The 25,628-nt window shown below is 53.0% G+C and carries 23 protein-coding genes and 1 pseudogene; 20 read left to right on the top strand and 4 right to left on the bottom strand.

What is annotated here, in order from left to right; genetic code table 11:
• The first annotated feature begins 19 nt into the window (after nucleotides 1-19).
• The 4 genes from ACPUC8_RS25145 to ACPUC8_RS25130 are packed head-to-tail and all read left to right on the top strand — an operon-like array spanning nucleotide 20 to nucleotide 3,904.
• A complete protein-coding gene (locus ACPUC8_RS25145) occupies nucleotides 20-922 on the top strand; it encodes an ABC transporter permease (protein ID WP_494927695.1) in 903 nt (300 codons plus the stop codon).
• Nucleotides 919-1,722 (top strand): ABC transporter permease, encoded by an 804-nt coding sequence (locus tag ACPUC8_RS25140; protein ID WP_494927694.1) that lies wholly within the window; start codon nucleotides 919-921, stop codon nucleotides 1,720-1,722. The genes ACPUC8_RS25145 and ACPUC8_RS25140 overlap by 4 nt, the downstream gene beginning before the upstream one ends.
• A gap of 21 nt (nucleotides 1,723-1,743) precedes the next feature.
• A complete protein-coding gene (locus tag ACPUC8_RS25135) occupies nucleotides 1,744-2,808 on the top strand; it encodes an extracellular solute-binding protein (RefSeq protein WP_494927693.1) in 1,065 nt (354 codons plus the stop codon).
• Between the two features lie 7 nt (nucleotides 2,809-2,815).
• On the top strand, nucleotides 2,816-3,904 hold the full coding sequence (locus tag ACPUC8_RS25130; RefSeq protein ID WP_494927692.1) for an ABC transporter ATP-binding protein: 1,089 nt from the start codon (nucleotides 2,816-2,818) through the stop codon (nucleotides 3,902-3,904).
• Between the two features lie 15 nt (nucleotides 3,905-3,919).
• Here the strand turns inward: ACPUC8_RS25130 and ACPUC8_RS25125 are convergent, their stop codons facing one another.
• Complete coding sequence (locus ACPUC8_RS25125; protein ID WP_039336734.1) at nucleotides 3,920-4,594, bottom strand: TetR/AcrR family transcriptional regulator; 675 nt, start codon at nucleotides 4,592-4,594, stop codon at nucleotides 3,920-3,922.
• Nucleotides 4,595-4,673: 79 nt separating this feature from the next.
• Between ACPUC8_RS25125 and ACPUC8_RS25120 the strand changes: the two genes are divergently transcribed.
• A complete protein-coding gene (locus tag ACPUC8_RS25120) occupies nucleotides 4,674-6,191 on the top strand; it encodes an MDR family MFS transporter (RefSeq protein WP_494927691.1) in 1,518 nt (505 codons plus the stop codon).
• Between the two features lie 264 nt (nucleotides 6,192-6,455).
• Nucleotides 6,456-7,007 carry a C40 family peptidase gene (locus tag ACPUC8_RS25115; RefSeq protein ID WP_039336730.1) on the top strand — a complete coding sequence of 184 codons (552 nt, stop codon included), beginning with the start codon at nucleotides 6,456-6,458 and terminating at the stop codon, nucleotides 7,005-7,007.
• A gap of 38 nt (nucleotides 7,008-7,045) precedes the next feature.
• Here ACPUC8_RS25115 and fhuE read toward each other — a convergent pair whose 3' ends face one another.
• Nucleotides 7,046-9,223 (bottom strand): ferric-rhodotorulic acid/ferric-coprogen receptor FhuE, encoded by a 2,178-nt coding sequence (fhuE, locus tag ACPUC8_RS25110; RefSeq protein WP_494927690.1) that lies wholly within the window; start codon nucleotides 9,221-9,223, stop codon nucleotides 7,046-7,048.
• Nucleotides 9,224-9,669: 446 nt separating this feature from the next.
• On the opposite strand from fhuE, the gene ACPUC8_RS25105 reads away from it, so the two are divergent.
• Complete coding sequence (locus ACPUC8_RS25105) at nucleotides 9,670-10,761, top strand: YncE family protein (protein WP_494927689.1); 1,092 nt, start codon at nucleotides 9,670-9,672, stop codon at nucleotides 10,759-10,761.
• A gap of 80 nt (nucleotides 10,762-10,841) precedes the next feature.
• Here the strand turns inward: ACPUC8_RS25105 and ACPUC8_RS25100 are convergent, their stop codons facing one another.
• Together ACPUC8_RS25100 and ACPUC8_RS25095 are read right to left on the bottom strand one after the other, a co-directional pair.
• Complete coding sequence (locus tag ACPUC8_RS25100) at nucleotides 10,842-11,597, bottom strand: AraC family transcriptional regulator (protein WP_494927688.1); 756 nt, start codon at nucleotides 11,595-11,597, stop codon at nucleotides 10,842-10,844.
• A gap of 664 nt (nucleotides 11,598-12,261) precedes the next feature.
• Nucleotides 12,262-12,420: a hypothetical protein gene (locus ACPUC8_RS25095; protein ID WP_494927687.1), complete on the bottom strand. Its 159-nt coding sequence runs from the start codon at nucleotides 12,418-12,420 to the stop codon at nucleotides 12,262-12,264.
• A gap of 31 nt (nucleotides 12,421-12,451) precedes the next feature.
• Here ACPUC8_RS25095 and ACPUC8_RS25090 point away from each other — a divergent pair.
• The 13 genes and pseudogenes from ACPUC8_RS25090 to ACPUC8_RS25030 all read left to right on the top strand — a co-directional run bounded on the left by ACPUC8_RS25090 (nucleotide 12,452) and on the right by ACPUC8_RS25030 (nucleotide 25,162).
• Nucleotides 12,452-13,861: pseudogene (locus tag ACPUC8_RS25090) on the top strand (sugar porter family MFS transporter).
• Between the two features lie 15 nt (nucleotides 13,862-13,876).
• A complete protein-coding gene (locus ACPUC8_RS25085; RefSeq protein WP_494927686.1) occupies nucleotides 13,877-14,887 on the top strand; it encodes a Gfo/Idh/MocA family protein in 1,011 nt (336 codons plus the stop codon).
• A 25-nt stretch (nucleotides 14,888-14,912) separates the two neighbouring features.
• On the top strand, nucleotides 14,913-15,854 hold the full coding sequence (locus ACPUC8_RS25080; protein ID WP_494927685.1) for a sugar phosphate isomerase/epimerase family protein: 942 nt from the start codon (nucleotides 14,913-14,915) through the stop codon (nucleotides 15,852-15,854).
• 337 nt (nucleotides 15,855-16,191) lie between these two features.
• Entirely contained in the window at nucleotides 16,192-16,731 is a 540-nt protein-coding gene (locus ACPUC8_RS25075) for a sugar dehydrogenase complex small subunit (protein ID WP_494927684.1), read from the top strand.
• Between the two features lie 22 nt (nucleotides 16,732-16,753).
• Entirely contained in the window at nucleotides 16,754-18,382 is a 1,629-nt protein-coding gene (locus tag ACPUC8_RS25070; RefSeq protein WP_494927683.1) for a GMC family oxidoreductase, read from the top strand.
• A 2-nt stretch (nucleotides 18,383-18,384) separates the two neighbouring features.
• Nucleotides 18,385-19,761, top strand: coding sequence for a c-type cytochrome (locus tag ACPUC8_RS25065; protein ID WP_494927682.1), 1,377 nt, complete (start codon nucleotides 18,385-18,387; stop codon nucleotides 19,759-19,761).
• Between the two features lie 82 nt (nucleotides 19,762-19,843).
• A complete protein-coding gene (locus ACPUC8_RS25060; protein WP_494927681.1) occupies nucleotides 19,844-20,344 on the top strand; it encodes a sugar dehydrogenase complex small subunit in 501 nt (166 codons plus the stop codon).
• Nucleotides 20,345-20,365: 21 nt separating this feature from the next.
• A complete protein-coding gene (locus tag ACPUC8_RS25055) occupies nucleotides 20,366-21,970 on the top strand; it encodes a GMC family oxidoreductase (protein WP_494927680.1) in 1,605 nt (534 codons plus the stop codon).
• Nucleotides 21,963-23,291: a c-type cytochrome gene (locus tag ACPUC8_RS25050; protein ID WP_494927679.1), complete on the top strand. Its 1,329-nt coding sequence runs from the start codon at nucleotides 21,963-21,965 to the stop codon at nucleotides 23,289-23,291. The genes ACPUC8_RS25055 and ACPUC8_RS25050 overlap by 8 nt, the downstream gene beginning before the upstream one ends.
• A gap of 70 nt (nucleotides 23,292-23,361) precedes the next feature.
• Nucleotides 23,362-24,255 (top strand): dihydrodipicolinate synthase family protein, encoded by an 894-nt coding sequence (locus tag ACPUC8_RS25045; protein WP_494927678.1) that lies wholly within the window; start codon nucleotides 23,362-23,364, stop codon nucleotides 24,253-24,255.
• A gap of 122 nt (nucleotides 24,256-24,377) precedes the next feature.
• The gene (locus ACPUC8_RS25040) at nucleotides 24,378-24,593 is read left to right on the top strand and encodes a YdgH/BhsA/McbA-like domain containing protein (RefSeq protein ID WP_039334247.1); all 216 of its coding nucleotides are present in this window, start codon (nucleotides 24,378-24,380) and stop codon (nucleotides 24,591-24,593) included.
• A 92-nt stretch (nucleotides 24,594-24,685) separates the two neighbouring features.
• Entirely contained in the window at nucleotides 24,686-24,838 is a 153-nt protein-coding gene (locus tag ACPUC8_RS25035) for a hypothetical protein (protein WP_494927677.1), read from the top strand.
• A 108-nt stretch (nucleotides 24,839-24,946) separates the two neighbouring features.
• Nucleotides 24,947-25,162, top strand: a complete 216-nt coding sequence (locus ACPUC8_RS25030) for a YdgH/BhsA/McbA-like domain containing protein (RefSeq protein ID WP_494927676.1) — start codon at nucleotides 24,947-24,949, stop codon at nucleotides 25,160-25,162.
• Nucleotides 25,163-25,628: the final 466 nt, after the last annotated feature.

Genomic DNA, 25,628 nt, shown 5'->3' with positions numbered 1-25,628 from the left:
TTGGTCTGGAGGAATTTCGATGACAGCCATTCCCACGCCGATTCCCAGGGCGAAATCAACCTGGCGCTGGCAATCACCCGCCATGTTGATTATTCCGCTGCTGGCGTTTCAGCTCTTTTTCTTTTTTGCTCCAGCCGTAAAGTTGATGTTATTCAGTTTAATGACGCAATCAGCCGACGGGAATATTGGTGCGCCCTGGACATTCAGCCATTACTGGCACTTTTTCTCGGTGGCATTATACAGCGACGTATTATGGAACACGCTGCGCATTAGTGTGCTCACCTCATTGATTGCCGCTGTGTTGGCCTATCCGGTCGCCACCGTATTGGTGCGCGGTCATGCACTGGCGGCTCGCGTGCTGACATTGGTGATTATCGCACCGCTGGCAGTCAGTGTGGTGGTGCGTGCTTATGGCTGGCAGCTGATTCTTAATAATGGTCCAACGGGCTTGCTCAACTATGTACTGCTGCATCTCGGCATTATCGACCGACCCAATGCACTGATGTTTACCGAGTGGGCGGTGATCATCGCATCGTTACAGATTTTCTTTCCGATGATGGTGCTGCCGCTGGCTTCGGCTCTGGGGAAAATTGATCCCAATCTGCCGTTTGCCGCCCGGACTCTGGGCGCACCGCCATGGCAGGTCTTCTTTCGCATCATTTTTCCGCTCAGCCTGCCGGGACTGGTGGCGGGTATGACGTTGGTGTTCTCACTGGCGGCCGGTTCATACGTTATCCCGGCGCTGATTGGCGGACCGCGTGCGCAAATGCTGGGCAACCTGGCGGAACAGCAGATTGTCGCGGTGTATGACTGGCCATTTGGAGCCACCATCGCCGCCATTTTAGTGTTCATTGTCATCGCGGTGAACACGCTATCCATGAAACTGCTGAGCGGACGCCGTCTGCCGGGAGTCGCGAAATGAATGCGCGTTTACAGGGTTGGGGTGGGGCAGCACTCTATGCTTTCGCCGCTGCCATGATGGTGTTCATTCTGGCTCCGATTGTGCTGATTATCGTGATCTCCTTTTCAGAGGGATACTTTGTCAGTTTCCCTCCGACCGGTTTTACGCTGGAGTGGTACAGCAAAGTGCTGGGCAACAGTGAATTTACCGGCGCACTGCTGTTCAGCACGCTGCTCTCACTAGGTACCACGTTGCTGTCGCTGTTGCTGGGGATCCCGGCGGCGTTTGCGCTGGTACGCGGCAATCTGCCGTTTGCCGATCTGTGCAAAGGTCTGCTGCTTTCACCGCTGATCTTCCCGGTGTTGATCACCGGCCTCGCCCTACTGCAACTCTTTACCGGTTACGGCTGGAGCAACGCCAAACTCAATCTGCTGCTGGCCCACACCGTGGTGACCTCGCCTTATGTGGTGCGCACGGTGATCACCAGCCTTGAACTGGCCAATCCCAGCCTTGAAGAGGCGGCTCGCACCCTGGGTGCGACGCGCTGGGCCACCTTCCGGCAGGTGATTCTGCCGCAAATTGTACCCGGCGTGATGTCCGGTGCCATTTTCTGCTTCATGGTCTCTTTCGATAACTATCCCGTCTCGATGTGGTTGGCTGATTCGGAAAATACTCCGGTGCCTGTGGTGTTGTATCGCCAGATCGGCACCGTGTTTGACCCGTCTGTTGCCACCATGTCGACGGTGATTATTTTGCTCGCCACCGTTGTGGTGGTGGTACTGGAAAAATTAGTGGGCCTGCGCCGTGCGATGGCCGCATAACTTCACACCAGAGGATGTTCTATGACTGCTATCAAACGCCGTACCTTTATTAAAGCGGTGGCAGGCGCTGCGTTGCTGCCTTATATCCAGGTCAAAGCCAATGCTGCGGATCGTGTTTTGCAGGTGGGCGTCTACAACTCGGCGCAAGGTGCGTTGATCAAACAGAAAGTGCTGCCGGACTTCGAGAAAGAGCACAACTGTAAGGTGCTGACCACGGAGGGAGCGACGCTGGCCAACATCGCGGCGCTGCGGGCGACCAAAGCCAAACCGGTGTTCAGCGTGATGTCGATGGATGATATCGGCGTGCCACAGGCCAAAGCGGAGAATTTAATTGAAGCACTGCCCGCAGAAGGTATTCCGAACCTGAAAAATGTGTTCGACCGTTATCTGTTAAGCGATCGCTATGGTGTCGGTTTCTCGGTCTCCATGGCGGGCTTGTTTATCAATCCCCAAGTCAGTAAACCGATTGAGAGCTACAACGAAATCTTTACGCCGAAGTATGCGCATCAAATGATTCTCAACACGCCAAAAAATACTCAAAGCATTCTGATGTTGATTGTCGCCGCAGCGCTGGCTACCGGCAAACCGTTGCAGGAAGCGCAGTATGAGATCGATAAAGGCTGGGACAAACTTGCCGAACTGAAAAATAACGTCATGACCGTGTATGACGGCGAAGCGCAGGTGATGATGGTGGCGCAGGGCCAGGCGATGGTCGGCGGAATTGAGTATTCCAAAGCCATATATCCCCATACCAAGAAAGGCATTCCGCTCGACATGACCTTCCCAAAAGAAGGGGCTTTCACCGGCATCAACGGTCTGGCATTAGTCAAAGGCGCGCCACAGCGAGAACTGGGGCTGGCGTGGATTAACCGCCTGCTGGATGTCGATGTGCAGAAGATGCTGGCCGAAGTCACGCTCAGCGCACCTACGGTGCGGGGCATCAATTTTGATGAGGCGACACTGAAATATCTCGCCTATCCGGAAGAGAAAATGCAGCAGCTGAATCTGTTTACGCCGGACTGGACTTACATTATTCCGCGTCGCGCTGAGTTGTTGGAGCGCTACAACCAAACTTTTAACGCCTGAGGTCACGATGCAGCGATCTTATGAAGTGCGCCTTGATCATCTCAGCAAGCATTACGGTAAAACCGTCGCGGTGGAAGATGTCTCGTTGACCGTGCACGCCGGGGAGATCCTGGCGTTGCTGGGCCCCAGTGGCTGTGGCAAAACCACCTGCCTGCGCATGGTGGCGGGCCTGGTGACACCGACCTCAGGAGATATTCTGGTGGGCGGTCGTTCGGTGCTGGAAACCGCCGTGCATCGCCGTAATATTGGCCTGCTGTTCCAGAATTATGCGTTGTTCCCGCACATGACCGTGGCAGAGAACGTCGCCTTTGGCCTGAAAATGCGCGGACAGTCGCGCAGTGAATACAGCGACCGCGTCAACAAAGCGCTGGATATGGTGCAGTTGAAAAGCTACAGCGACCGTTTACCGGCGCAGCTTTCCGGTGGTCAGCAGCAACGTGTCTCTTTGGCCCGTGCGCTGGTGATCGAACCCGACATGCTGCTGCTGGATGAGCCATTGGGTGCGCTGGATAAAAGTCTGCGCGAGAGTATGGAACTGGAGATTCGCCAGTTGCAGCAGCGCCTGGGCCTGACAACCATTATGGTGACGCACGATCAGGATGAAGCGCTGACGATGGCAGATCAGATTGCGGTGATGCAGGGCGGAAAACTGGAGCAGGTGGCGAGCGCCACGCAAATCTATCAAAAACCGGCCACGGCATTTGTCGCAGGCTTTATCGGTGCGTCGAATTTTCTCTCGGCTCAGGTTATTCAGCACAGCGGTGGACGCAGCGAGTTGCAGACCGAGGGCGGCGTCCGTTTGCTGGTGGAAGGGGAGTTACAAGGTCAAGCCACGGTGACCGTGCGGCCTGAGGCGGTGCGTTTATCACCGCTGAATCGCCCGCTGGATGCCGCCACCTGCAACGCCACGGCGGCGGAAGTCACGCAGGTGGTGTATCGCGGCTTTATGCTGCACTACAACCTGCGGTTGCCAAACGGTGACACCTTGATGGCCTGGAAGCAGACGCAGGGCGAAGCGGAACCGATGAGTTTTGCACCGGGCGATCGCGTACTGGCGCAGTGGGCCAGCGAGAGCAATCATGTGGTGTATGGCTAGCCTGCCAGGTTGCGGTCATTGGCTCGCTTTGAGGGGGCCAATACCGTGACAGAACAGACTTAACGTATGTTGCACAATCAGGTCCGGGTTATAGCCCGGTTCATTGGCAAAGCGTGAGAAGGGCACTAGCACCATACTGAGGATCGAGGTCATCAACAGCTGCGGTTCAAGGTCGGGATTGAGCAGACCCTGCTGCTGCCAGCCTTCAATCAAACCTTTCACTCTGTCGCGCTCGGCATGACCAAAGCGCGATTTGATATGCTGGCCCAATCCGCCTTGGCCCTGTGTCACTTCCTGCATCCATAACGGTCCAAACCAGCTGTGAGTGGCAATAATGTCTGCCACTTCCCGGATAAATGCGCTGAAAGTGGTGACAGGGTCACGTGCATCGGGCCCAAAGTGCGCCACCAGACGTTGACGTAACGGCAAGAAGCGCTCCTCTACCACCACATCCAGCAATGACTCGCGTGACTGAAAATAGTAATTGAGCATCGCCGGGCTGACGCCAGCCTTGCGGGCGATCGCGTTGAGTGACGTCTCGCCAATGCCGTTTTCGGCATAGAGTGCCAGCGTGATATCCAGCAGATGTTCACGCTGCTGCGCATTGATCGCGCCGCCGCGCGGGCGACCAGGACGGCGAGGTTTAGTCGCGGTGCTCTTTTCATCAGCAGGGACTTTTCGTGCGGTCATTTTTGCTCGCTCACTTGTTTCATGTCAGACTTCGATCAATATTAATTGTGTATTTAATTAATTTCAATTGGTGTCTGATATGAAACCTGAAACACTGGCGCCACAATCGGGCAGCGGGGAAGAGAGTCCACCTTCTGTCCGCTTGCTGATGGGTGCGCTGATGCTGGTGATGTTGCTCTCCGCACTTGACCAGACCATCGTCTCTACCGCGTTGCCGACCATTGTCGGTGAGCTGGGCGGGCTGGATCGCCTGTCATGGATTGTCACCGCTTATATGCTGGCATCAACCATTGTGGTGCCGTTGTATGGCAAATTTGGCGATCTGTTTGGCCGCAAAACTGTGCTGCAAATCTCCGTGGTGCTGTTCCTGGTCGGATCGGCGCTGTGTGGGTTGGCGCAAAATATGGAGCAACTGATCTTCACCCGCGCACTGCAAGGTCTTGGCGGCGGCGGGTTGATGGTGGTCAGCATGGCCGCTGTGGCGGATATCATCCCGCCTGCCGACCGCGGTAAATACCAGGGGTTGTTTGGTGGGGTATTTGGCATCGCAACGGTGATTGGTCCGTTGCTCGGTGGCTTTATCGTCCAGCACGCATCCTGGCGCTGGATCTTCTACATCAACTTGCCATTAGGGCTGTTTGCGCTGCTGGTGATCAATGCGGTGTTCAAAGCGGATAACAAACGCAAACCGCACGAAATTGATTACCCTGGTGCCGTTTGCCTCAGCCTGGCGCTGGTGGGTATTACCTTGTTCACCAGCGAGGGCGGTACGCTGCGCGCGTGGAGCGATCCGCAGTTGTGGTGCATCCTGGCGTTTGGCTTGGTGGGCGTGATTGGTTTTATCTACGAAGAGCGCCGCGCGTGGGAGCCGATCATCCCACTGACGTTATTCCGCAACCACAGTTTTTCTCTTTCTAGTCTGATGGCGTTTATTGTGGGCATGTCGCTGTTTGGCAGCGTGACATTCCTGCCGCTCTATTTACAGGTAGTGAAAGGGTCCACGCCCACCGAAGCCGGGCTGCAACTACTGCCGTTGATGGGCGGATTGCTGGTGACCTCGATTATCAGTGGCCGAATTATCAGTCGCACCGGGCGCTATCGTCTGTTCCCGATCGGCGGTACCTTGCTGGCCACCATTGGTATGGTGTTGATGACCACGCTGACGCTAGATTCAGCGCTGTGGCAGATTTATCTTTACGCCGCTGTGCTCGGCATGGGCATGGGCATGGTGATGCAAGTATTGGTGCTGGCGGTGCAGAACAGTGTGGCACCCGACAGCATTGGCGTGGCGACCTCGTCGGTGACGTTGTTCCGCTCCGTGGGCGGCTCGATGGGGGTAGCACTTTTTGGTGCGATGTTCAGCCACGTCCTTAAGTCAGGGCTGACGACGCTGGTGGAGAAGGGCGATGTGTTGCCCACCTCACTGGACCCCAATGCGGTGCATCATTTACCGCCAGATGTGCAGTACGCGTATTTGCAGGTCTTTAGCGAATCGGTGCATGCGGCATTCCAGATGGCGGCTGGTGTGATGGCAGTGGCATTTATCCTGTCGTTGTTCCTGCCAGAGTCACCGCTGCGCAGTAAAGCCAGACAATAAACCAGCATGAACTATTCCACCATCAGCGTGCCTACGCCGGTGGTGGAATGAAATAGCAGCAGAGTTGGGCGAATTAATAACCTTAAAAGCGAAAACTGGCGAAAGAATATATAATTTTTATCTCAAATACATGATGTTACCGTTTCGTCAACTTAGGTAAAAAAGAGGGAGATTAAAAGAATTCAGCGTCGAGCTATTTATTTCTGCAACTTTTTTGCGGTATAAGTCTCTAACCACTGTCTCCCTCAGCGAAAACGTCATCTCATGATCAACTCTGCGGCCAGCAAGATTATCGCCTGCCTGTTCTTATTTACCCTGGCGGGATGTTCATCCAAATCATCTCATTCTCCTGCGGATGAAAGCGTCGACACGTCAGCCGATGGTGGCAAGCAACCTGATTTAATCCCCGTGATAGCCGCATTGCACGATCAGATGCACTCATGGGAAGGCACCAAATACCAGTGGGGCGGAACGCAATTAACAGGGGTGGATTGCTCGGGATTTGTCTGGCGCACGTTAAAAGATCGTTTCAATATTCCGATGGATCGTGTCACCACCAAAGAATTAATCGCCATGGGTCAGCCGGTTGATCAGTCACACCTGCAACCCGGTGATTTAGTGTTCTTTCGTATCAAACATGAGTTACATGTCGGCTTTTATGACACCGATCATCAATTCCTCCACGCTTCGGTTAGCCAGGGCGTGATGAGGTCATCCCTGAATAATCCGTACTGGAAATCGGTTTATTTAGAAGCGCGGCGTTTACCGCGTGAGCAGAATTCGCAGATCAGTTTTAATTATAAAAACAAGGTCTGATATCAAAAATCCCCGGCTTAGCACCGGGGATTTTTCAATTAAAACTGATAAGAGACACTCACCGAGAAGTTCCGCGGTTCACCGTAAACATAGTTGTTCATATAGGTGTAGTACTCGCGGTCGAATAAGTTATCGACGTTAGCCTGCACCGCAACTTGTTTGGTGACCTGATAACGTGCAAACAGGTTCGCCAGCGGATAGCTGCCCTGATAAACACGCTGTGTGCTGCCATCTGGTGCGCTGACATCTTCAAAGGTACGGTTCTGCCAGTTGATGCCGCCGCCAATGGTCAGCTCTGGCAACATCGGCACCTGGTAGCGCGTAAACAGCTTGAAGTCGGTCTGCGGCTGATCCGGGTTATAGCGCCCGTCACTGTCGCGTGCTACATAACGGGTGGCACCGAAGGTCAACTGCAGGTTATCGGTCAACGCCCCGTTCAGCTCAAATTCCGCCCCCTTGCTGCGCGCGCCTTTGGTGGCGTAGTACGCCTGCTCGCTACTGTTATTGACATAGACACCGTCAAGGGCCGTGCCGACATTCTCTTGCTGAATGCGGAACACCGCCACGGTGGCCGTCAGGCGACCATCAAACCACGCTGATTTCAGGCCCGTTTCGTAACTTTTGCCGGTAACTGGCGACAGGTAATGACCTGAGGCGTCGCGGTAAGTCTGGGGCTGGAAGATCGAGGTGTAGCTGGCATAGGCTGACCAGGTATCGTTGATGTCATACACCAAACCGGCATACGGTGTCGTATTGTTCTTGGTCATATTGCCACTGCTGCCGTTGGTGCTCCACTCGGTGTAGCGCGCCCCAATAATCAGTGACAGTGGATCAGCCAGCGAGAAGCGCGCGGCGGTGTAGGCGGATTTCTGACGGATCACGTCATTGGCATTGAGATACCAGCCTTGCCACTGCGGTTCAGCGATATTGCCGGTCCAGTTGTTATTGAAGGCGCCCATATCGGCTGAGGTAATGTCGTATTCGTCCAGATCGGTGACGCCATCCTGACTGTAAGTTTGGTTATGCTGACGGCTGTAGCTCACGCCCGCCATCAACTGATGTTGACGACCAAACAGCTCAAACGGACCGCTGGCATAGCCATCAACGGAAGTTTGTTCACGTTTACCGCGATCGAGGCTGCCGTAACCGGTCACCCCTTCACCCGTGGTTTCATCCGGGAATGCGCTGTAGATATTGAGCAGTTTATCGCTGAAGGTATTTTTCGCATGCGTGCCGTTAACATGAATGCTCCAGCCATTGTCGAAGTTATGCACCAGGTCGGCATACAACTTCTGCACTTCAGTGTGGTAATACGTCCAGTCGGCGGCGGAGTTGAGGCTGCGGTTATAATGCGTCAGTGACCCGTTGCTATAGAACACCGGTAAGCCGCCCCAGGTAGGATCACGCGTGTCGGCTTTCTCGTAGTCATAACCCAGTGAAAGTGTAGTGTGATCGGTAAGGTCGGCATCGACGACGCCATACAGGAACTTCTTGTTCTTATGGTAACGATCTAACCAACTGTCCTGGTCCTGATAACCCGTGACAACGCGTCCGCGCAGCGAGCCGTCACTGTTCAGCGGGCCTGCGATGTCGGCAACATATCTCTGTTTATCCCAACTGCCGTAACTGGCGCTGACGTTACCGGTGAAGTCTTTGCTGTCGGCGTGCTTACGCACCATATTCACCGACGCCGATGGGCTGCCCGCACCAGTCATCAGTCCGGTCGCACCACGTACCACTTCGATACGATCGTAAATCGCGGTATCCGAGGCGGCATCACCGTAGTTCCAGCTGTCACCCACCGACGTGGGGATGCCGTCAAAGGTGAAGTTGGTGATTTTAAAACCGCGTGAATAATATTCTGAACGTTCTGAGTCGACCAGGTTACTGGTGATGCCGGTGGTGTTATTCAAAACATCGGTGACAGTTTGTAACTGCTGGTCCTGCATACGCTGCTGAGTCACCACGCTGACCGATTGCGGCACATCGCGCGGCGTCAGCAACAACTTGGTGCCAGCACGCGTGGTTTTCACCGCATAATCCTGCTTCTCATTATCTCCGCTGTTGTCGCTGGTGGTGGCGTTAACCACCAAATCCTGCTGCGCGTTATCAGCCGCCTGTACTATGGCTGGATTGAGAAGGGCATGTACTGCCATCGCCAAAAGCGACACGCTAAACGTTTTTCGGATGCCTGAATCCCTGCCTTTCGAAGACATAATTATTTCCGTGGTCAATGATTGTTATGTGAAGCCATCAGGCTTCGGTTGTTATGTTTGCGCCTGAATATCCCCTTAAAGAAAAGGGGGCAGGTGCGACGTATTCCTGTTTACGAACGCCAATGATAATCATTTGCTTTATAGAATCTCGCAAGGATTCAACTTGAAGTGTAATAATGTGTAAATTACAGCTAAAACAGTATGATAGATGAGTTTATAACCCGTTAGTTGCTGGCGTTTTCATTTTTGTTGCGAGAATAAACAGGAACTTTGCAGTAAATGTCGCGGCAGATGCACTGGACATTTTTTCTGTTTGATAGCGGGAGAGCAGAGAAAACCACGTGAATATTTGCTTCCTTCATCTTAATGCGTATGATTCTCATTCTTCTTATATTTTCCGCTCGTTAGATACGGTCGGAGCCGTTCATCCATTGATGGAGTTCTGCATGAAATCGTTGTTTAGTCCGCGCAAAGCCGCTGTTGCCATGGCGATTGCCGCTGCATTTAGTCTGACTGCTTGTCAGGCGCCTGCTAAAAAAGCCGAAGCCCCTGTTGCTGAAACCGCTAAACCGGTTGATACCGCCGTCACTCAGCGTGTCTTGGGCGATGGCCTGTATGAGATGGTTTACTCTCAGGACTCAAAAGGGCTGTTTGTCGCCAGCGCGCAGAGCTTTAAAGATGTGAATGGCGGTGTTATCTATCGTCTGGACCCAGCAACCCTGGCGACCAAAGGTGAGACTCACACCGATCTGAAAAACTTTGGTACGGCAATTGATGAGCAAGGCAGTGTGTTCTACACCACTAACTCATTGGATGGCGCAATCTCTAAGGTTGATGCCCAGAGTGGCAAAGTACTGACACGTCTGGTGTTCCCGGGCAAAATCAGTAAAGAAGGCTACCCGGCGGGCGCACGTGAAGTGCTGTGGCACGGCAACGAATTGTACGTGGGCCGCGTTGCCGATCCAGGTTACATCTCGGTGGTTGATACCAAAACCTTCAAGCTGAAAACCGAGATCAAGAATGCCGGTAAATGGGTTACGGGCCTGATCTATTCCCCGGTCACTGAGCGCATTTATGCCGCCAATGGTTCAGGTGAGATCCTGGTGATTAACCCGCGCACCCATAAAATCGAGAAGCGTTGGACTGCGGGTGACGGTAAAGAGTATCTGTTCCTGAATATGGCAGAAGATCCTGCCACTGGCCGTCTGTTCGTCACTGACGATTCCAAAGGAAAAGCGACGCTGGTATTCGACGAGCACACTGGCAAAGTGATCAAACGTATTGAAGGTGACTCGCTGGGCATCAAATTCAACGCGAAGCGCAACGAGATCTACATCAGCCAGCGTGAATCGAAGAAAGTGCTGCAGTTGGATGCCACCACTTACGCGGTGAAAAACAGCTGGTCGTTTGATCAGAATCCTAACAGCCTGCTGATTGGTCCAGACAACAACACCCTGTATGTGACCCTAAAAGCGGAGTTCAATAAAGACTCGTCTACAAAAGGCGCTGACGGCATCGCGCGTATTGCGTTGAAGTAACAGGTATGAAAGGGCGGCGAAAGCTGCCCTGATGCTATTTTTGACCACATCTTAAAAATTGCCGGTCAGAGTCCCGAAAACTACGTTTTAATTTGTCCGGTCAGCCAGAATTTTTTATAACGTGCCGGGGGAATACCGACAAGATTATGAAATATGCGATGGAAGTTATTGACGTTATCGTAACCGACCGCGTTTGCAACTTCGGTCACGCCCAGATTAGTGCTTAACAATAAATTCTGCGCTTCACCAATGCGGCGGCGCGTTTGATATTGTTTAGGGGAGTAACCCGAATAATCTTTGAACACGTGGGCGAGGTAAAACTGGTTCATGTTCAGGGCAGCAGTGATCGAACTGAGCGCAATATCCTCTTTATAATGATTGTCGATATAATCCTTAATCCGCTGTCCCAGAAGTATGTTATTACTCTCTGGCTCCTGTTTATTTTCAATCCAGATATTACGGCACAATAATAACAGTGCGCTGAGCAAGTTATCGCCGATTTCAGCGCCGTAGAGGCGTTCGCTTTTGACGTGCGCCCACATCTGATCAAACAGTTGGCCAATTTCTTCATAAAACTCACCGCTTGGCATCACAGCCGGTTGGGCGCGTGTCGTCAGTACATTGAGAGGTAAACCGTCTACCTTCAGTTGCTCCACGCCGCAGCTAAAAATCAACAAGTCATCTGAGGCCACAGGACTTTCATCATGCAAAACGTTGGCATTAAACAGCAGGATGTCACCTTTTTTAACGTTATAGCCGCGTCCGTCAATATTGTAGATGCCGCTGCCCGAGCGGATAAACATGACTTCTAAGCGGTCTTCATGTTTGTGCATCACGCGAGGGAAGGCTTCCTCTTTACCCTCTGCTTTGCACAAGAACGTCAAGCGAGGACGCAAGCTGTTGTCAAAGCCACGGGCGGTAGGATGTTCGTTCAGGCAAAAGGTAATCATGGCTACTCCTGGTGTTATGCCGCTATTCTTACATGAGTCTTGAGCTGCGTAATCATCAATGTTGCTTTTTCATAAATCATAACGAATTAATAAATAATAACTTTTGTCATTTAAAAGTATGTTCAACTGTTGGTTTTTGTTTTCCAGAAAAGCGTGATGATACTAAGTTTGATCCTTATCACACTTTTCGAATGAACATCCACCCATGACATAAATAGCGTTCAGGCGATAAAAAGCGGGCAGGTTATACGCGCACAGTTAATAAGGCGAAAGTTAACCCGTAAATAAAAAATATCATCAAAATTGCTTTGTGTGATTTAGTTATACTCAGCTAAAAGTGAGTTTGCAGAGTGTGATCACAGGCAGGGCATAGATAATTGCAATTCATGCAGATGTGCAGCGGAAAAAACATTTTTAACCTGTCTTCATTCTTGCTAAGTCAAGTGCGTGGTTCTGTGCTGTGAGTTGCGTCACTCGTTTTTGTGCTTTTCGACTTAAATATATGATCCTCGACACGGTATGGAATTGTGCAATTGAGTGCGTGTGGTTTTTAAAATTCACTTTGATATAACGTTGTCGTGGCGATAAGGGTGATGGAAGGGTGTTCGCTATTTCCTGAAAAAGAATAAAACCATTGGGCATTTAATAAATGCTCTGCTTGAGGCTGCATAACAATAATCAGCCATGACTGACCAAAAACGGCTTGCAACGGTATTACCTTACAACCAGATGGAACAGCTATGTATAATAAAACTAACCTGCAAAATCCTCAGCGCATGCGGTTAATCACCATTGTCTCAACAATTGGTGGTTTGTGCTTCGGTTACGATACCGGCGTTATTTCAGGCGCGCTGATCTTCATGAAATATGACTTAAATCTGACACCAACACAGGAGGGTTTTATCACCTCATTCCTGTTATTTGGCGCAGCATTGGGCTCATTATTCGGTGGTTATTTATCTGATAAACAGGGCCGGCGTAAAAATCTGTTATGGGTGGCGGCAATCTTTATGTTTGGCGCATTAGGCACGGCCTTTGCCTGGGATGTGCCCTCAATGATTGTTGCACGCTTCATTCTTGGTCTGGCGGTAGGTTGCGCCTCCGTTACCGTCCCTATTTATATTTCCGAGCTGGCACGAGCCGATCAACGCGAAAGACTGGTGACGGTAAACGAATTAATGATTGTGACCGGCCAGTTCCTGGCGTATTCCGTCAACGCTGCCATTGTGAACCTGTATCCGGAAATGCAGCATAACTGGCGCATTATGCTGGCTATCCCCGCTTTGCCAGGCGCGCTACTGTGGTTCGGCATGTTAATGATGCCAGAATCGCCACGCTTTTTTATCCGCCGTGGTGAAACCGATAAAGCCGTGAAAGTGTTGAAGACGTTGCGTTTACCTGAAGAGGTAGACCGTGAAGTCAAAGAGATTCAGCAGATCGTCAAAGCGGATCAGGTGAAGTTTAGTTTGTTCTCTGAGCTGAAAAATCGTTGGGTGATTCAACTGGTGCTGATTGGTTTGATGATTGTGTTAGCCACCCGCGTCACCGGCGTGAACACCATCATGAACTACGCACCCACTGTGTTGAAAGCGACCGGACTCGGTGACGCCGCAGCGGTCACTGGCGCAGTCGCAAACGGTATCATCTCCGTACTGGCTACCTTGTTAGGAATGGCGCTCATCGGCAAACATTCACGCCGTAAAATGTTCTTTACCGGTCAGGCGGGTGTCACGGTGAGTCTGGTACTGATTGGCCTGGCGTTCAAATTCTTCTTCCACACGTAAACCGTGAACGGTGTTGATACGCTGCACGCCAACTTCGCCCATGCACCTTACGTGATTCTCGGATTAATGCTGGTGTTCCTAGTGTTTATGCAAGGCTGGATTGCACCGGTATTCTGGCTGATGTTAGCGGAAATCTACCCACTCAGAATGCGCGGTGTTGGTATGGGCTTTGCGGTATTTGGCCTGTGGATCTTCGACTTTATGATCCAATCTATCTTCCCTTATTTGCTGAGCCATTACGGCGGCGGCATGACCTTCGGCTTCTTTGGCGCGACTAACGTCATCATGCTTATTTTACTGGTGAAATATTTACCTGAAACGCGCGGTATGACCCTGGAACAGATCGAAAAGAAATTTCGCTTTTAACCTGAGGATAAATAAATGACTGTTAAAATTGGCTTAATTGGTCTGGGTATGATTGGCCGGGACCATCTCAAACGCTTCCAAACTGTTATATCCGGTGCGCAAGTTACGGCCGTTTGCGATATTAACCACGCGGCGGCTGATACGGTTGCCGCTGAGTATGGCGCGACCGCTTTTTATGATGCGGAAGAGATGATTAATTCTGAACTGGTCGACGCCGTATTTATTTGCTCTATAGGTCCGGTACATAAGGCACAAATTCTGGCGGCGTTTAATGCTGGCAAACCGGTATTCTGCGAGAAACCTCTGACACCCACCGCAGATGAATCGAAGGAAATTATCGATGCAGAAGTGAAAGCCGGTAAGCGTTTACTGCAATTAGGCTTTATGCGCCGCTTCGATCCAGGATATCAGGCATTGAAACAGTCGATTGATGGGGGGGAACTCGGTGAGGTGATGCTGATTCATTGTGCGCACCGCAACCCCTCGGTGCCTGAGAGTTATACCCTGGAGATGGCGATCAATGATTCGGCTACCCATGAAATCGACATCATTCGTTATCTGTTGAATGAGAACATCACCTCGGTGCGCGTGGACAAACCGCGTAAGAAAACCAGCCGGGCATTACCGCATTTGCAGGACCCGCTGATTGTGATCTTTGAGACTGAATCCGGTGTGCGTGTTGATGATGAACTGTTCGTGAACTGCCATTACGGCTACGACATTCGCTGTGAAGTGATTGGCGAAAATGCGATTTCAGCCCTGACAGAACAACAGGTTATCAGTACGCGTTCACGTCACGGCAATGCGCAGCATATCGCGCAATCCTGCATGGAACGTTTTGCTGTCGCTTACGACCGCGAGGTGCAGCACTTTGTTGACAGCGTGCGTGACGGGCGAGAGATGAGCGGGCCTTCTTCCTGGGATGGCTACGTGGTTGCGCTGGTGTGTGATGCGGGCCTTGCGTCACTGAAAGATGGCGAAAAACATGACGTGTTAATTCCACCTCAGCCAGCTTTATACCTCTAATTCCCCATTGCATAAGGATTGAAGAATGAAACTCGCATTATGTACTGACGTTTTGGCTGATTTACCCTTTCCGGCAATGCTGGATAAAGTCAAAAGCTACGGAATTGATGGGGTAGAAATGACGGCCGGTGGCTGGTCGCCGTGTCCACATGTAAAAACGGAAGAGTTGCTGTCATCACCGGAGAAGCTGGAGAAATTCAAACAAGAACTGGCCGATCGCGAGATGCGCATCGTGGCGCTGAACTGTTCCGGCAATCCGCTGGCGCCAGGCGAGTTGGGGGAGACCCATACCCAAAGCAGTTACCGTGCCGTTGAGCTTGCCGGCAAGTTGGGCGTAAAGAAGATCGTGATGATGAGTGGTTTGCCGGGCGGCGGGCCGGAAGATCGCGTGCCGAACTGGATTACGTCCACCATCTCATGGCCGGATTACATGCCGGGGGTGATCGATTATCAGTGGAATGATGTTGCCATCCCTTGGTGGAAAAAATTCGTCCAGCATGCCAAACAGCACGGCGTTGAGCAGATCGCGATTGAAGAGTTCCCTTGCCAGTTGGTCTACAACCCGTCGACCTTATTGCGCCTGCGTAACGAGGTCGATGAGATGATTGGAATGAACCTCGATCCTTCACACTTGATCGCCATGGGCGCGGACCCGATCGCCGCGGCACGTAAACTGGAGGGGGCAGTGTTCCACGTGCACGGTAAGGATGCGCGTATCGAGCGCGGACTGGCGGATGTTGACGGCCTGATGGAGTATCAACCTGTCACAAACACCAAAACCCGAACCTGGAACTACGTTGCTGTGGGTTGCGGTCAGGATTTGAAATGGTGGAAAGAGTTCTTCTCGGTGTTGCGCATGACCGGTTATAACGGCGATGTCTCGCTGGAAATGGAAGACCTGACCATGAGTGTTGAAGCAGGGTTGCAAACCTCCATTGATGCGTTGAATGCGACGCTGAGTAAGTAATTCCCTTATAGAGCCGCCCGCATCCTGGGCGGCCTGAGGGTCGCGACCTACAAATTAACTAGCCAGATTTCAATGTGATGACTGTCACTAGATTTGATTACCCAACCCTTCCTCTTGCCCAATTCCACTCATTTTTGATTTGAAAACATCATTACGTATGGATTTTGTTTAAGATCCATTTATTATATTAAAAGTCCGTGTCGTTCTAAGGCATCTGATTAACGTTGCGTTATGTGATTGTTAACTAGCGGATGTTTTTACGTTATTTCAAACAATTAGATTTTTTACCTTCGCCTCGCGGAGGTTTTTGAGCCGTGTCACCAACCAGGGATACACCATGAGTAAATTGCAAGACCTGCCGTTCGGCGAGGTCCAGTTGTCACGTCGCAGAGTGTTGCTCTCCGGCGTTGTGATCGTGGCTGGCGGCCTGGTCACCTCGGCGCTTCCGCGTATGGCGTTTGCAGACTCGTCGAAAAATTTCATTCCTTTCATGCAGATATCTCGTCTTCTGGTCAACCATAAACTGGATGATGCGGTCGGGCAGCGCATGCTGGCGCTACTGGAACTCGATCACCCGGAATTAATGGCAAATCTCAATCACCTGTTGGCGATTGCCAAGGCGTACAATGCGCAGATCGTTGAAGATTTCTTCCCAGCGATTCCGCAGGGCGCATTGCAGGATCTGGCGCACAAAATCATCTTTGGTTGGTACACCGGCTGCCTTGAACCGAAACGTTCAGCAAAGGCGTTTGCCTATGAGCAAGCGCTGACCTGGCACACCACGCTGGATACCATCACGATCCCGTCTTACGGCATCAGTGGGCCTAATAACTGGCAGCGTGCCAACACACCGGTCCTTCCTGTACCGCAATTCTGACCACCAAAAAAGAAGACAAAATATGGCAGCTCCTTCTCAGTCACACGTGGTGATCGTTGGCACCGGCGTGGTCGGTGTGGTGATCGCTGAGCAACTGCTTGATGCAGGTATTCCGGTATTGATGCTGGAAGCCGGTCCACGCGTATCGCGTGCCGAAATCGTTGAAAATTTCCGTAACTTGCCGCTGGCGGCCAAAGGCAACCCTATTGAGTGTTACCCATCACGTGATTGGGCACCGCATCCTGAACCTGCGGGCGCAGGGAAAGGGTATCTGCAACTCAGTGGGGAAGACTCCTATGCCCAGAGCTATGTGCGATATGCCGGGGGATCTACCTGGCACTGGGCGGGTACCTGCTGGCGCTTAACGCCCGGCGATATGCAACTGCATACGCGTTATGGCGTGGGTCGTGACTGGGCATTTGATTACGAGACGCTGGAACCTTACTACGCGCGCGCCGAATACAAGCTGGGCATCTGCGGACCGGACGATCCGGCACTGCAATGGCCGCCGCTGCGCTCGAAACCTTACCCGATGCCCGCGCTGCCATTTGGTCCGGGCGAAGCCCGCTTTACTGAGGTGGTGCGTGAAAAGTTGGGGCTGCATAACATCCCTACGGCACAGGCGCGTAACAGCGGCATGTCTTACGACGATCGCCCAGCCTGCTGCGCCAATAACAACTGTGTACCGGTTTGCCCGGTTGGCGCGAAATATGATGGTGCCACTGCGCTATCCCGCCTTGAAGCCAAAGGTGCCACCATTCTTGATAACGCGGTGGTGTGGCGCATTGAAACCAATACCAGCAACCACATCGAAGCGGTGCATTACTACGATCAGCACAAGCAAACGCATCGCGTCAGCGGCAAGTTGTTCATCATCGCCTGCAACGGGCTGGAAACGCCGAAACTGCTGTTGATGTCAGCGGACTCACGTAACCCGAACGGCGTTGCCAACAGCTCTGATCAAGTTGGTCGCAACATGATGGACCATCCTCAAATCACCATGACGGTCACGCTGGATGAGCCTTACTGGGCGGGCGTCGGACCGGTGGTGAACAGCGGCATCATGGAAACCTCGCAGGGTGATTTCCGCTCTGAGCACGCTGGAGCTTACTTCCGTTTTAACAACTTTGCCCGCAACCGCTTCGTGACATTTGGCGCGCTGGAGAAAGGGCTGGTAGGTAAAGCACTGGATGAAGAAATTCGCCGCATGACAGCCTGCACAGCGGATATCGTGCTCGCGCATGAAATCCTGCCAGATGCCAACAACCGCCTGACGCTGAGTGATAAAAAGGATTGGCTCGGTTTGCCTAAACCCGCCATTCACTACGATGTAGGTGACTACGTGCGCCGCTCGTATCAGACCTATTCCAAACCTATTGCTGACCGTATCGCCGAGGCGATGGGTGCCATCGATAAGAAATTCTCGAAACAATATAATCAGAGCAAGCACATCATGGGCGGCACCATTATGGGTAACGATCCGGCTAATTCGGTGGTGGATAGCGAGTGCCGAGCTCACGATCACCGCAATCTGTTCCTGCCGGGTGGCGGGGCGATGGCCAGCACCGCGTGCGGTAACAGCACGTTGACCATGGTTGCGCTGGCATTTAAAGCGGCTGATGCCATCGTCAAACAGGCGCAGGAGGCGTAATCATGTTGAAACTCAAACAGATCGCGCTGGTTCTGGCACTGGCAAGCGGTGCCGCTCATGCTGCTGATGATGCGCTGGTGAAGAAGGGCGAATATCTTGCCGTGGCCTCCGACTGTACGGCTTGTCATACCGCGGAGCATGGCAAACCTTTTGCCGGCGGTAAGGCGATTGAGTCACCGGTGGGTGAAATCATCGCGACGAATATTACGCCATCGAAAATCGCCGGCATTGGTCAGTACAGCGAGCAGCAGTTTGCTGATGCCCTGCGCAAAGGCGTGCGTGCGGATGGCGCGAATCTTTATCCCGCGATGCCTTATACCGCGTATGCGACGCTGACGGATGAGGACGTTCACGCTTTGTATGCCTACTTTATGTCAGGCGTACAGCCAGTGGATAAGACCACTGAACAGACACATCTGCCGTTCCCGCTCAACCTGCGTTTCTCGATGATGTTCTGGAACGCGCTGTTCCTGAAATCACCGGGCTTTACGCCAGATATGGGGCAGTCTGCAGGCTGGAACCGTGGTCGTTATCTGGTGGAGGGTGCTGCACACTGCAGTACCTGCCACACCCCCCGTGGATTCCTGATGCAGGAGAAAGAAGGCGATGCCTTTACCGGGGCGCAGGTTGGGCCGTGGTTTGCTCCGAATATCACCGCTAATGCGGTCAGCGGCATCGGTCAATGGTCTCAACAGGATCTGATTACCTATCTGAAGACCGGCCGCCTGGCAGGTAAAGCGCAAGCCGCGGGCAGCATGGCGGAAGCGATCACCCACAGCTTCCAGCATTTGTCTGACGCAGATCTGGCAGCCATTGCTGAATACATGGGCAGCGTAACGGATAAAAATGCACCGGCCAGCGGCGCATCGCGCTTCGTTCAAGGTAAAGCCGCACAGAATCTGGTGGCGTTCCGGGGAGAGGCTTTCAACTCACCAACCCGAGATGAGGGTGCTCGACTGTTCTCCGGCAACTGTGCCTCGTGCCACGGCAGCAGCGGGGAGGGCACCAAAGACGCGTTTTATCCCAGCCTGTTCCATAATAGTGCTACCGCAGAGCGCAACCCTTCGAACCTGATCGCCACCATTCTGTTCGGTGTGCAACGTCACACCGCGCAGGGTGATGTGTATATGCCGCCGTTTGGTTCACAACCGAATGCGCTAAATGCACTAAATGACCAGCAAGTTGCCACACTGTCTAACTGGATCTTGCATCATTACGGCAATGTCGAAGTGACGGTGTCACCCGATCAGGTGGCGGAAATCCGTCGCGGCGGTCCATCATCACCGTTGGTGATGCTGGCACAGGTTGGTGTGGGCGTCGGCGTGCTGGGGGTGATTGTGCTGCTGGCTTGGTGGCTGATGCGCCGCAGAAAGCAGTAAGGCGCGGCCTTTAAGCCGCCCTGGAGATATTGCCAAATTTTGTCGCCAGCTACCGCAGGCGACGTTTTTACTGGAAGAAACTATGACGCACTACTCACGCCGCCGCGTGCTGAAGATGGTCGGGCTGGTCACCATTGCCAGCGCCGCAGGCCAGCTTTTGCCGTTGCCGCGCCTCAACGCCGCCCAGTCATCTACCACTGTGGTTGGGCTGGACGATTTTATGCAGGTGTCGCAATTGCTGACGCAGCAAACCGCGCTTAATTCTACCGTCGGGGGCGCGCTGCTTTTGGCACTCAGTCAGACGCAGAAAGGGTTTGTTACCGCACTGGCACAGCTGAAAACGCTGCTGCAAAACCAGCCGGAACTCCTGCAGCAGGATCACCTGACGTTTCCCGCCGATGCAAACAGCGAAAAGCTGGCAAAAGTGATCCTCGAGGGTTGGTACAACGGCGTGGTCGGCAAGGGCAATCACGCGCTGTATGTCACCTATGTGAATACGCTGGCCAATAAGCTGGTGGATGACAAATTAGTGCCGCCGGGATTCTCCTACGGCGAGTGTGGTAGCTGGGCACAACAGCCCTGATTCTGAAGAGTTATGTCGTTTATGAAAAATAATAATTCCGCCGATGTGGTGGTGATTGGCGCAGGCGTCAATGGCTCACTGCTGGCGACACGTCTGGCAAAAGCCGGCAAGTCTGTGCTGTTGCTCGAATCCGGTCCCAAAGTGGGCCGCGACCAGTTGGTTGAGCGCTTCCGTGCTTCGGCGTTTAAATCCGACTTTATGTCGCCATATCCGTTCTCGCCTAAAGCGCCGCATCCGCGTTACACGCCAGAACCGAATGATTATCTGCATCAGGCTGGCCCACATCCTTTTGCGGCACAGTACATCCGTATGTTTGGCGGCACCAGCTGGCACTGGGCGGCGCAGTTGTGGCGTTTTGTTCCCAACGATTTCCGTCAACATAGTCAGTATGGCGTCGGCAAAGACTGGCCGATGCGTTATGACGATTTAGAAGAGTATTACTATCAGGCCGAGGTGATCGCCGGGGTCGGCGGGTCACCGGATAACGGCTCGCCACGCAGTAAACCATACCCGATGGAGCGTGTACCGGCTTCGTGGCTGCAACAACGCGTTACGGCACGTCTGGCCCCGGATTTTACCGTGTTGGATGACAGCACCGGGCGCAACAGCCACAGCTATGACGGACGTCCTGCCTGTTGTGGCAACAACAACTGTATGCCGGTATGTCCGATTGATGCGCAGTATCACGGCGGCATTGCGGCGCAGCAGGCGGAAAACAGTGGTGTGAAGGTGATCACTGAAGCGGTGGTGTATCAGTTGGAGCACGACGCCAAGGGCAATATCGTGGCCGCGAATTACTATGACTGGAACAAAGTGAGCCATCGCGTGACGGCAGAAACCTTTGTGCTGGCTGCTAACGCCATCGAAACCCCGAAACTGTTGCTGATGTCAGTGAGCGATAAATTCCCGAATGGCATTGCCAACGCACACGATAATGTCGGGCGTAACCTGTGCGATCATCCAGCGATTGGTGTGACCTTTGACGTCGACGAAGAGATCTGGCCAGGTCGCGGTCCCGTGAGTCCTTGCTCGATTGGTCAGTTCCGTGACGGTGATTTCCGCAGTGAACATGCGCCGTTCCGTATCGACATCTCTAACGCCTCTCAGGTCGCTTCCGTGACCAAAGAGGTGCTGGCAGAGGGGCTTTTCGGTAAGAAGTTGCAGGATGAGATCCGCTTCCGTGCGGCACGTCGTCTCAGCATTAAAAATGCGCTGGAACAGCTGCCCGACCCGAACAACCGCGTGACGTTGAGCAGTAACAAAGATGAGCTGGGCTTGCCAACGCCATCCTTGTACTGGGATGTCAGCGACTATGTCACTAAAGGCACTGAGAAGACGCGTGAATGCTATGACGCGATTGCTGCCAAACTTGGCGCAACCAACATCAAACACAGCAAAAGCGGCAAATTCTCTAACCGTCAGCACATCACCGGCACACTCTCTATGGGCCTCGATCCGGCCACCAGCGTCACCGATGCGTGGGGGCGTGCGCACGACCATCAAAATCTGTTTATGGTCGGCACCGGCGTGATGCCGACCGTTGGCACCTGTAACGTCACACTCACTGCGATGGCGCTGGCCTTGCGTACCGCGGACAAAATCCTGCAGGAGACGCAACGTGGCTAAGCATTTGAAAGCCCTGCTTGCAGCAGGCACTCTGGCGCTGGCGGTTTCGCAGGCACAGGCTGCGGACACGCAGTTGATCCAGCGCGGAGAGTATCTGGCGATTGCCGGTGACTGCGGCGCGTGCCATACCGAAACGGGCAAAGCGCCGTTCAGCGGGGGTCACGCGATTACCAGTCCGTTGGGTACCATCTTTAGCACCAATATCACGCCATCCAAAACGGCGGGTATCGGCAACTACAGCGAGCAGCAGTTTGCGGATGCGTTGCGCAAGGGTGTACGGGGTGACGGTAACCAGCTTTATCCGGCGATGCCTTACACCGCCTACGCAAAGTTGTCGGATGAAGATGTCGCCGCCTTATATGCTTACTTTATGCAGGGCGTGCAGCCAGTTGATGTGAAACCGGAAGCCACGGCGCTGCCATTCCCCTTCAATTTGCGCTTTAGCATGGCGGCATGGAACCTGTTGTTCCTTGATACCACGCCATTCCAGCCCGATGCTAAACAGTCTGATGAGTGGAACCGTGGCGCCTATCTGGTGCAGGGATTAACCCACTGCAGTACTTGCCACACGCCGCGTAATATCCTGATGGCGGAACAGCAGGATAAAAACTTACAGGGTGCATCTCTTGGCACCTGGTTTGCGCCAGATATCACGGCAGCGACTTTACAGGGCCAACCACACTGGACGCGTGCGATGTTGGCGCAGTATCTCGCCACCGGCCATGCCAGCAATGGGGCGACTGCGGGCGGCCCAATGCTGGAGGCGATCGACAAAAGCTTCTCGCGCATGACGCCAGAAGACCGTCAGGCCATCGCCAGCTATTTGCTGCCACAGGACGCTACAGCAGCAGAACCGGCCCCGGTAAAACGCTGGACGCCAGTAGAAGGTGACGATACACCACAGGCAGTGTTGAGCGAGGGCGCACAGATTTATCGCAACAACTGTGCATCCTGCCATAACCTGACGGGTCAGGGACTGAATGGTTTGCCCGCGCTGCAGAATCATCCGGTGCTAAACAAGCCCAATGCGGATAACGTCGCCATGGCGGTGTTGCAGGGCGTCTGGCCGGAGCATGGTCAAGGGATGATCGGCTTTGCCGGTGAACTTAACGATCACCAAATCGCTGCCGTCACCCACTATGTGATGCACGATATTGGGCATCGTCAGGTGGACATCAGTGAAGATCGGGTCAAATCATTGCGTGCAGGTGGAGACGCTTCGCCGTTGATGTTGATCTCACGTGTAGGCATGGCGGCTGCGGGAATTGTTGTGGTACTGGGGCTTCTCTGGTTGCGTTTGAGAAGAAAGATCAAACGCTAAGTTTTTGTCCTATGACAAATAGCCAGCGATTGTTAAGATGCTTCTTTACGCTATCTAACAGGAGCTGGCTATGTTTTCAGGTCTTAGTGCGTTCCCGCTGACCCCGGTAAACGCTTCAGGTATTGATGAAAATGCTTTTCTCAGGCTGCTTGCACGATTAACGGCGGCGAAAGTCGATTCACTTGGCGTGTTGGGTTCAACCGGCAGCTACGCCTATTTGACCCGAGCGCAGCGCCAGCAGGTGGCGAAACTGGCTGTAGAACATGCTGATGGCATCCCGGTGATGGTCAGTATCGGTGCAACCAGCACTGATGAGGTATTGCGGCTGGCCGAAGATGCACAGCAAGCGGGCGTTAGCGCCTTACTATTACCTGCGGTTTCCTACCAAAAACTCTCTGATGACGAAGTGTTTGGCATGTTTCATGAGGTGGCACAACATGTCTCGGTGCCAATCTGTGTGTATGACAATCCCGGCACCACCCATACTCTGTTCTCAAATACGCTTTACGCACGGATAGCCGCGCTTCCTCATATTGCTTCCATCAAAATTCCCGGTGTTCCCGACCAGATGAGTGACGCTTTGCAGCGGATAAACTCGTTACGTGAACAATTACCGTCGCAGATTAGCATTGGTGTCAGCGGTGATGCCTCTGCGGGCAATGGTCTAATGGCTGGATGTGATCTGTGGTATTCGGTATGCGGCGGTTTATTTCCCAACACGGCATTAGCATTAACGCGAGCGGCACAGGCCGGGGATTTCGTCTCCGTGGCAGCCCAGTCCCGGCGCCTCGAGCCGTTATGGACGCTGTTCCGACAGCACGGTGGCAGCATCCGCGTGATGGCAGCGGCGGCGGCAATTCTCGGTTTGGCAGATGAGAACAATTTACCGCGCCCTTTGCGTGCACTGTCCAACGAGGATCAACGCGAAGTACAACAGGTGATTGAATCCCTTGCGTTGTCATAGCTGAATTAACTATTAGTGCGATCATAATTATCGCACTAATAGTTAAGATGCATATAGTAAACATGGTTATTATCACTTCCATCGAAGGCGTACAGCCTTCTCATCAAACAAGGAATATGACCATGAAAACTATCAAAGCTATGTCAATCGCTGCTGTTGCCGCTCTTTCACTGATGTCTGCCGCTACCTTCGCTCAAACAGTGACCGCCACTTCTCTGACTCTGGATGGAGCAGAAGCGAAAATTGCTGCTCAGGCTCATCAGCAAAATGAGCAATACAAAATCATTGAAGCGAGCAACGGTAATGTCGTGCACATGACCGCAGAACTGTACAAATAAGTCACGGATGGTTGCATAGGGAAATGCCGGAATAGGCCGCCTTACGGGGCGGCCTTTTCCGTGTTAGGGCGTTATCGACAGAGGGCCGCGTCATGAAGCAGAACGATGTAAACATTGACCAGCAAGCAAATGCCGTTGTGAATGCGCTGCGTGCACGACGCAGTGCTCACATGCCGCCGATGCGTTTCCATCAGTGGCCACAGTTTATTTCTACTGTACGTGCCCTGATGCTAAAGCATGATTAGCTGGATCATGATGATCGCACTAATAGTTAATCATGAAATGATTTCCTGAGTTATTATATTTTCATCGAAGGCGCACAGCCTTCACCAACAAACCAAAGGAATATGACCATGAAAACCATTAAAACACTGACCATCGCCGCTGCAGCTGCTCTTTCACTGGTGTCTGCTGCAAGTTTTGCACAGAGCATCTCAGTTGAATCTTCAACGCTGGACGGTGCAGAAGCTAAAGTTGCCGCAGTCGCACAGCAGCAGGGCGCACAGTACAAAATCACCGAAGCTAACACCAACAACCGTGTGCACATGACAGCAGAACTGTACAAATAAGTTCGTTTCAAGCTTCAGCGTTAAGGCCGCCTCCGGGCGGCTTTGCTGTTTCTGACGTTCAGGAATTAAGGCGATTGTTGTGATGCATATCAGTTACGCGATTGATGATAACGCCGTCTGGAGCCGCACCGGGGCTGGCGGTCCTCGCGCCGCTACGCGGTACCTTCACTTCACTCGTCTGCCTTAACGGACCGGTGCCGATGGATGGAACATCCATGTTCCAGCGCCACCTTTCGCCCGCGTCCTGCGGGCTCTCCTGGCATACTCGCTCAGCTCAGCGCTGCGGAATGCCAGCCCCGGTACGGCCCCAGCCAGCTCATTAGCTTCAGTGCGGGTTGTCAAAAAGGGCACATTGCGTGAGGCCATGACGCCTCTGCTGCCCCCTCAGGGCTATCCGCAGCGCTGAGACTTTTACGTTGGGCCAGGAGCCCCACGCGGGGAGGCGTGGGGCAGTTCGCGGCCGACC

It is taken from the genome of Pantoea sp. CFCC18177 (assembly GCF_059412425.1).
The sequence above is the reverse complement of the archived record's forward strand: the minus strand, read 5'-3'. Positions and strand labels throughout refer to the sequence as shown.

What these genes read in the sequence shown, in the direction of transcription:
- ACPUC8_RS25070 (WP_494927683.1), top strand. Translation starts at nt 16,754, where the DNA reads ATGGCAGCTCCTTCTCAGTCACACGTGGTGATCGTTGGCACCGGCGTG.
- ACPUC8_RS25060 (WP_494927681.1), top strand. Translation starts at nt 19,844, where the DNA reads ATGACGCACTACTCACGCCGCCGCGTGCTGAAGATGGTCGGGCTGGTC.
- ACPUC8_RS25115 (WP_039336730.1), top strand. Translation starts at nt 6,456, where the DNA reads ATGATCAACTCTGCGGCCAGCAAGATTATCGCCTGCCTGTTCTTATTT.
- fhuE (WP_494927690.1), bottom strand. Translation starts at nt 9,223, where the DNA reads ATGTCTTCGAAAGGCAGGGATTCAGGCATCCGAAAAACGTTTAGCGTG.
- ACPUC8_RS25055 (WP_494927680.1), top strand. Translation starts at nt 20,366, where the DNA reads ATGAAAAATAATAATTCCGCCGATGTGGTGGTGATTGGCGCAGGCGTC.
- ACPUC8_RS25065 (WP_494927682.1), top strand. Translation starts at nt 18,385, where the DNA reads ATGTTGAAACTCAAACAGATCGCGCTGGTTCTGGCACTGGCAAGCGGT.
- ACPUC8_RS25105 (WP_494927689.1), top strand. Translation starts at nt 9,670, where the DNA reads ATGAAATCGTTGTTTAGTCCGCGCAAAGCCGCTGTTGCCATGGCGATT.
- ACPUC8_RS25030 (WP_494927676.1), top strand. Translation starts at nt 24,947, where the DNA reads ATGAAAACCATTAAAACACTGACCATCGCCGCTGCAGCTGCTCTTTCA.
- ACPUC8_RS25040 (WP_039334247.1), top strand. Translation starts at nt 24,378, where the DNA reads ATGAAAACTATCAAAGCTATGTCAATCGCTGCTGTTGCCGCTCTTTCA.
- ACPUC8_RS25140 (WP_494927694.1), top strand. Translation starts at nt 919, where the DNA reads ATGAATGCGCGTTTACAGGGTTGGGGTGGGGCAGCACTCTATGCTTTC.
- ACPUC8_RS25075 (WP_494927684.1), top strand. Translation starts at nt 16,192, where the DNA reads ATGAGTAAATTGCAAGACCTGCCGTTCGGCGAGGTCCAGTTGTCACGT.
- ACPUC8_RS25080 (WP_494927685.1), top strand. Translation starts at nt 14,913, where the DNA reads ATGAAACTCGCATTATGTACTGACGTTTTGGCTGATTTACCCTTTCCG.
- ACPUC8_RS25145 (WP_494927695.1), top strand. Translation starts at nt 20, where the DNA reads ATGACAGCCATTCCCACGCCGATTCCCAGGGCGAAATCAACCTGGCGC.
- ACPUC8_RS25085 (WP_494927686.1), top strand. Translation starts at nt 13,877, where the DNA reads ATGACTGTTAAAATTGGCTTAATTGGTCTGGGTATGATTGGCCGGGAC.
- ACPUC8_RS25120 (WP_494927691.1), top strand. Translation starts at nt 4,674, where the DNA reads ATGAAACCTGAAACACTGGCGCCACAATCGGGCAGCGGGGAAGAGAGT.
- ACPUC8_RS25125 (WP_039336734.1), bottom strand. Translation starts at nt 4,594, where the DNA reads ATGACCGCACGAAAAGTCCCTGCTGATGAAAAGAGCACCGCGACTAAA.
- ACPUC8_RS25135 (WP_494927693.1), top strand. Translation starts at nt 1,744, where the DNA reads ATGACTGCTATCAAACGCCGTACCTTTATTAAAGCGGTGGCAGGCGCT.
- ACPUC8_RS25045 (WP_494927678.1), top strand. Translation starts at nt 23,362, where the DNA reads ATGTTTTCAGGTCTTAGTGCGTTCCCGCTGACCCCGGTAAACGCTTCA.
- ACPUC8_RS25130 (WP_494927692.1), top strand. Translation starts at nt 2,816, where the DNA reads ATGCAGCGATCTTATGAAGTGCGCCTTGATCATCTCAGCAAGCATTAC.
- ACPUC8_RS25035 (WP_494927677.1), top strand. Translation starts at nt 24,686, where the DNA reads ATGAAGCAGAACGATGTAAACATTGACCAGCAAGCAAATGCCGTTGTG.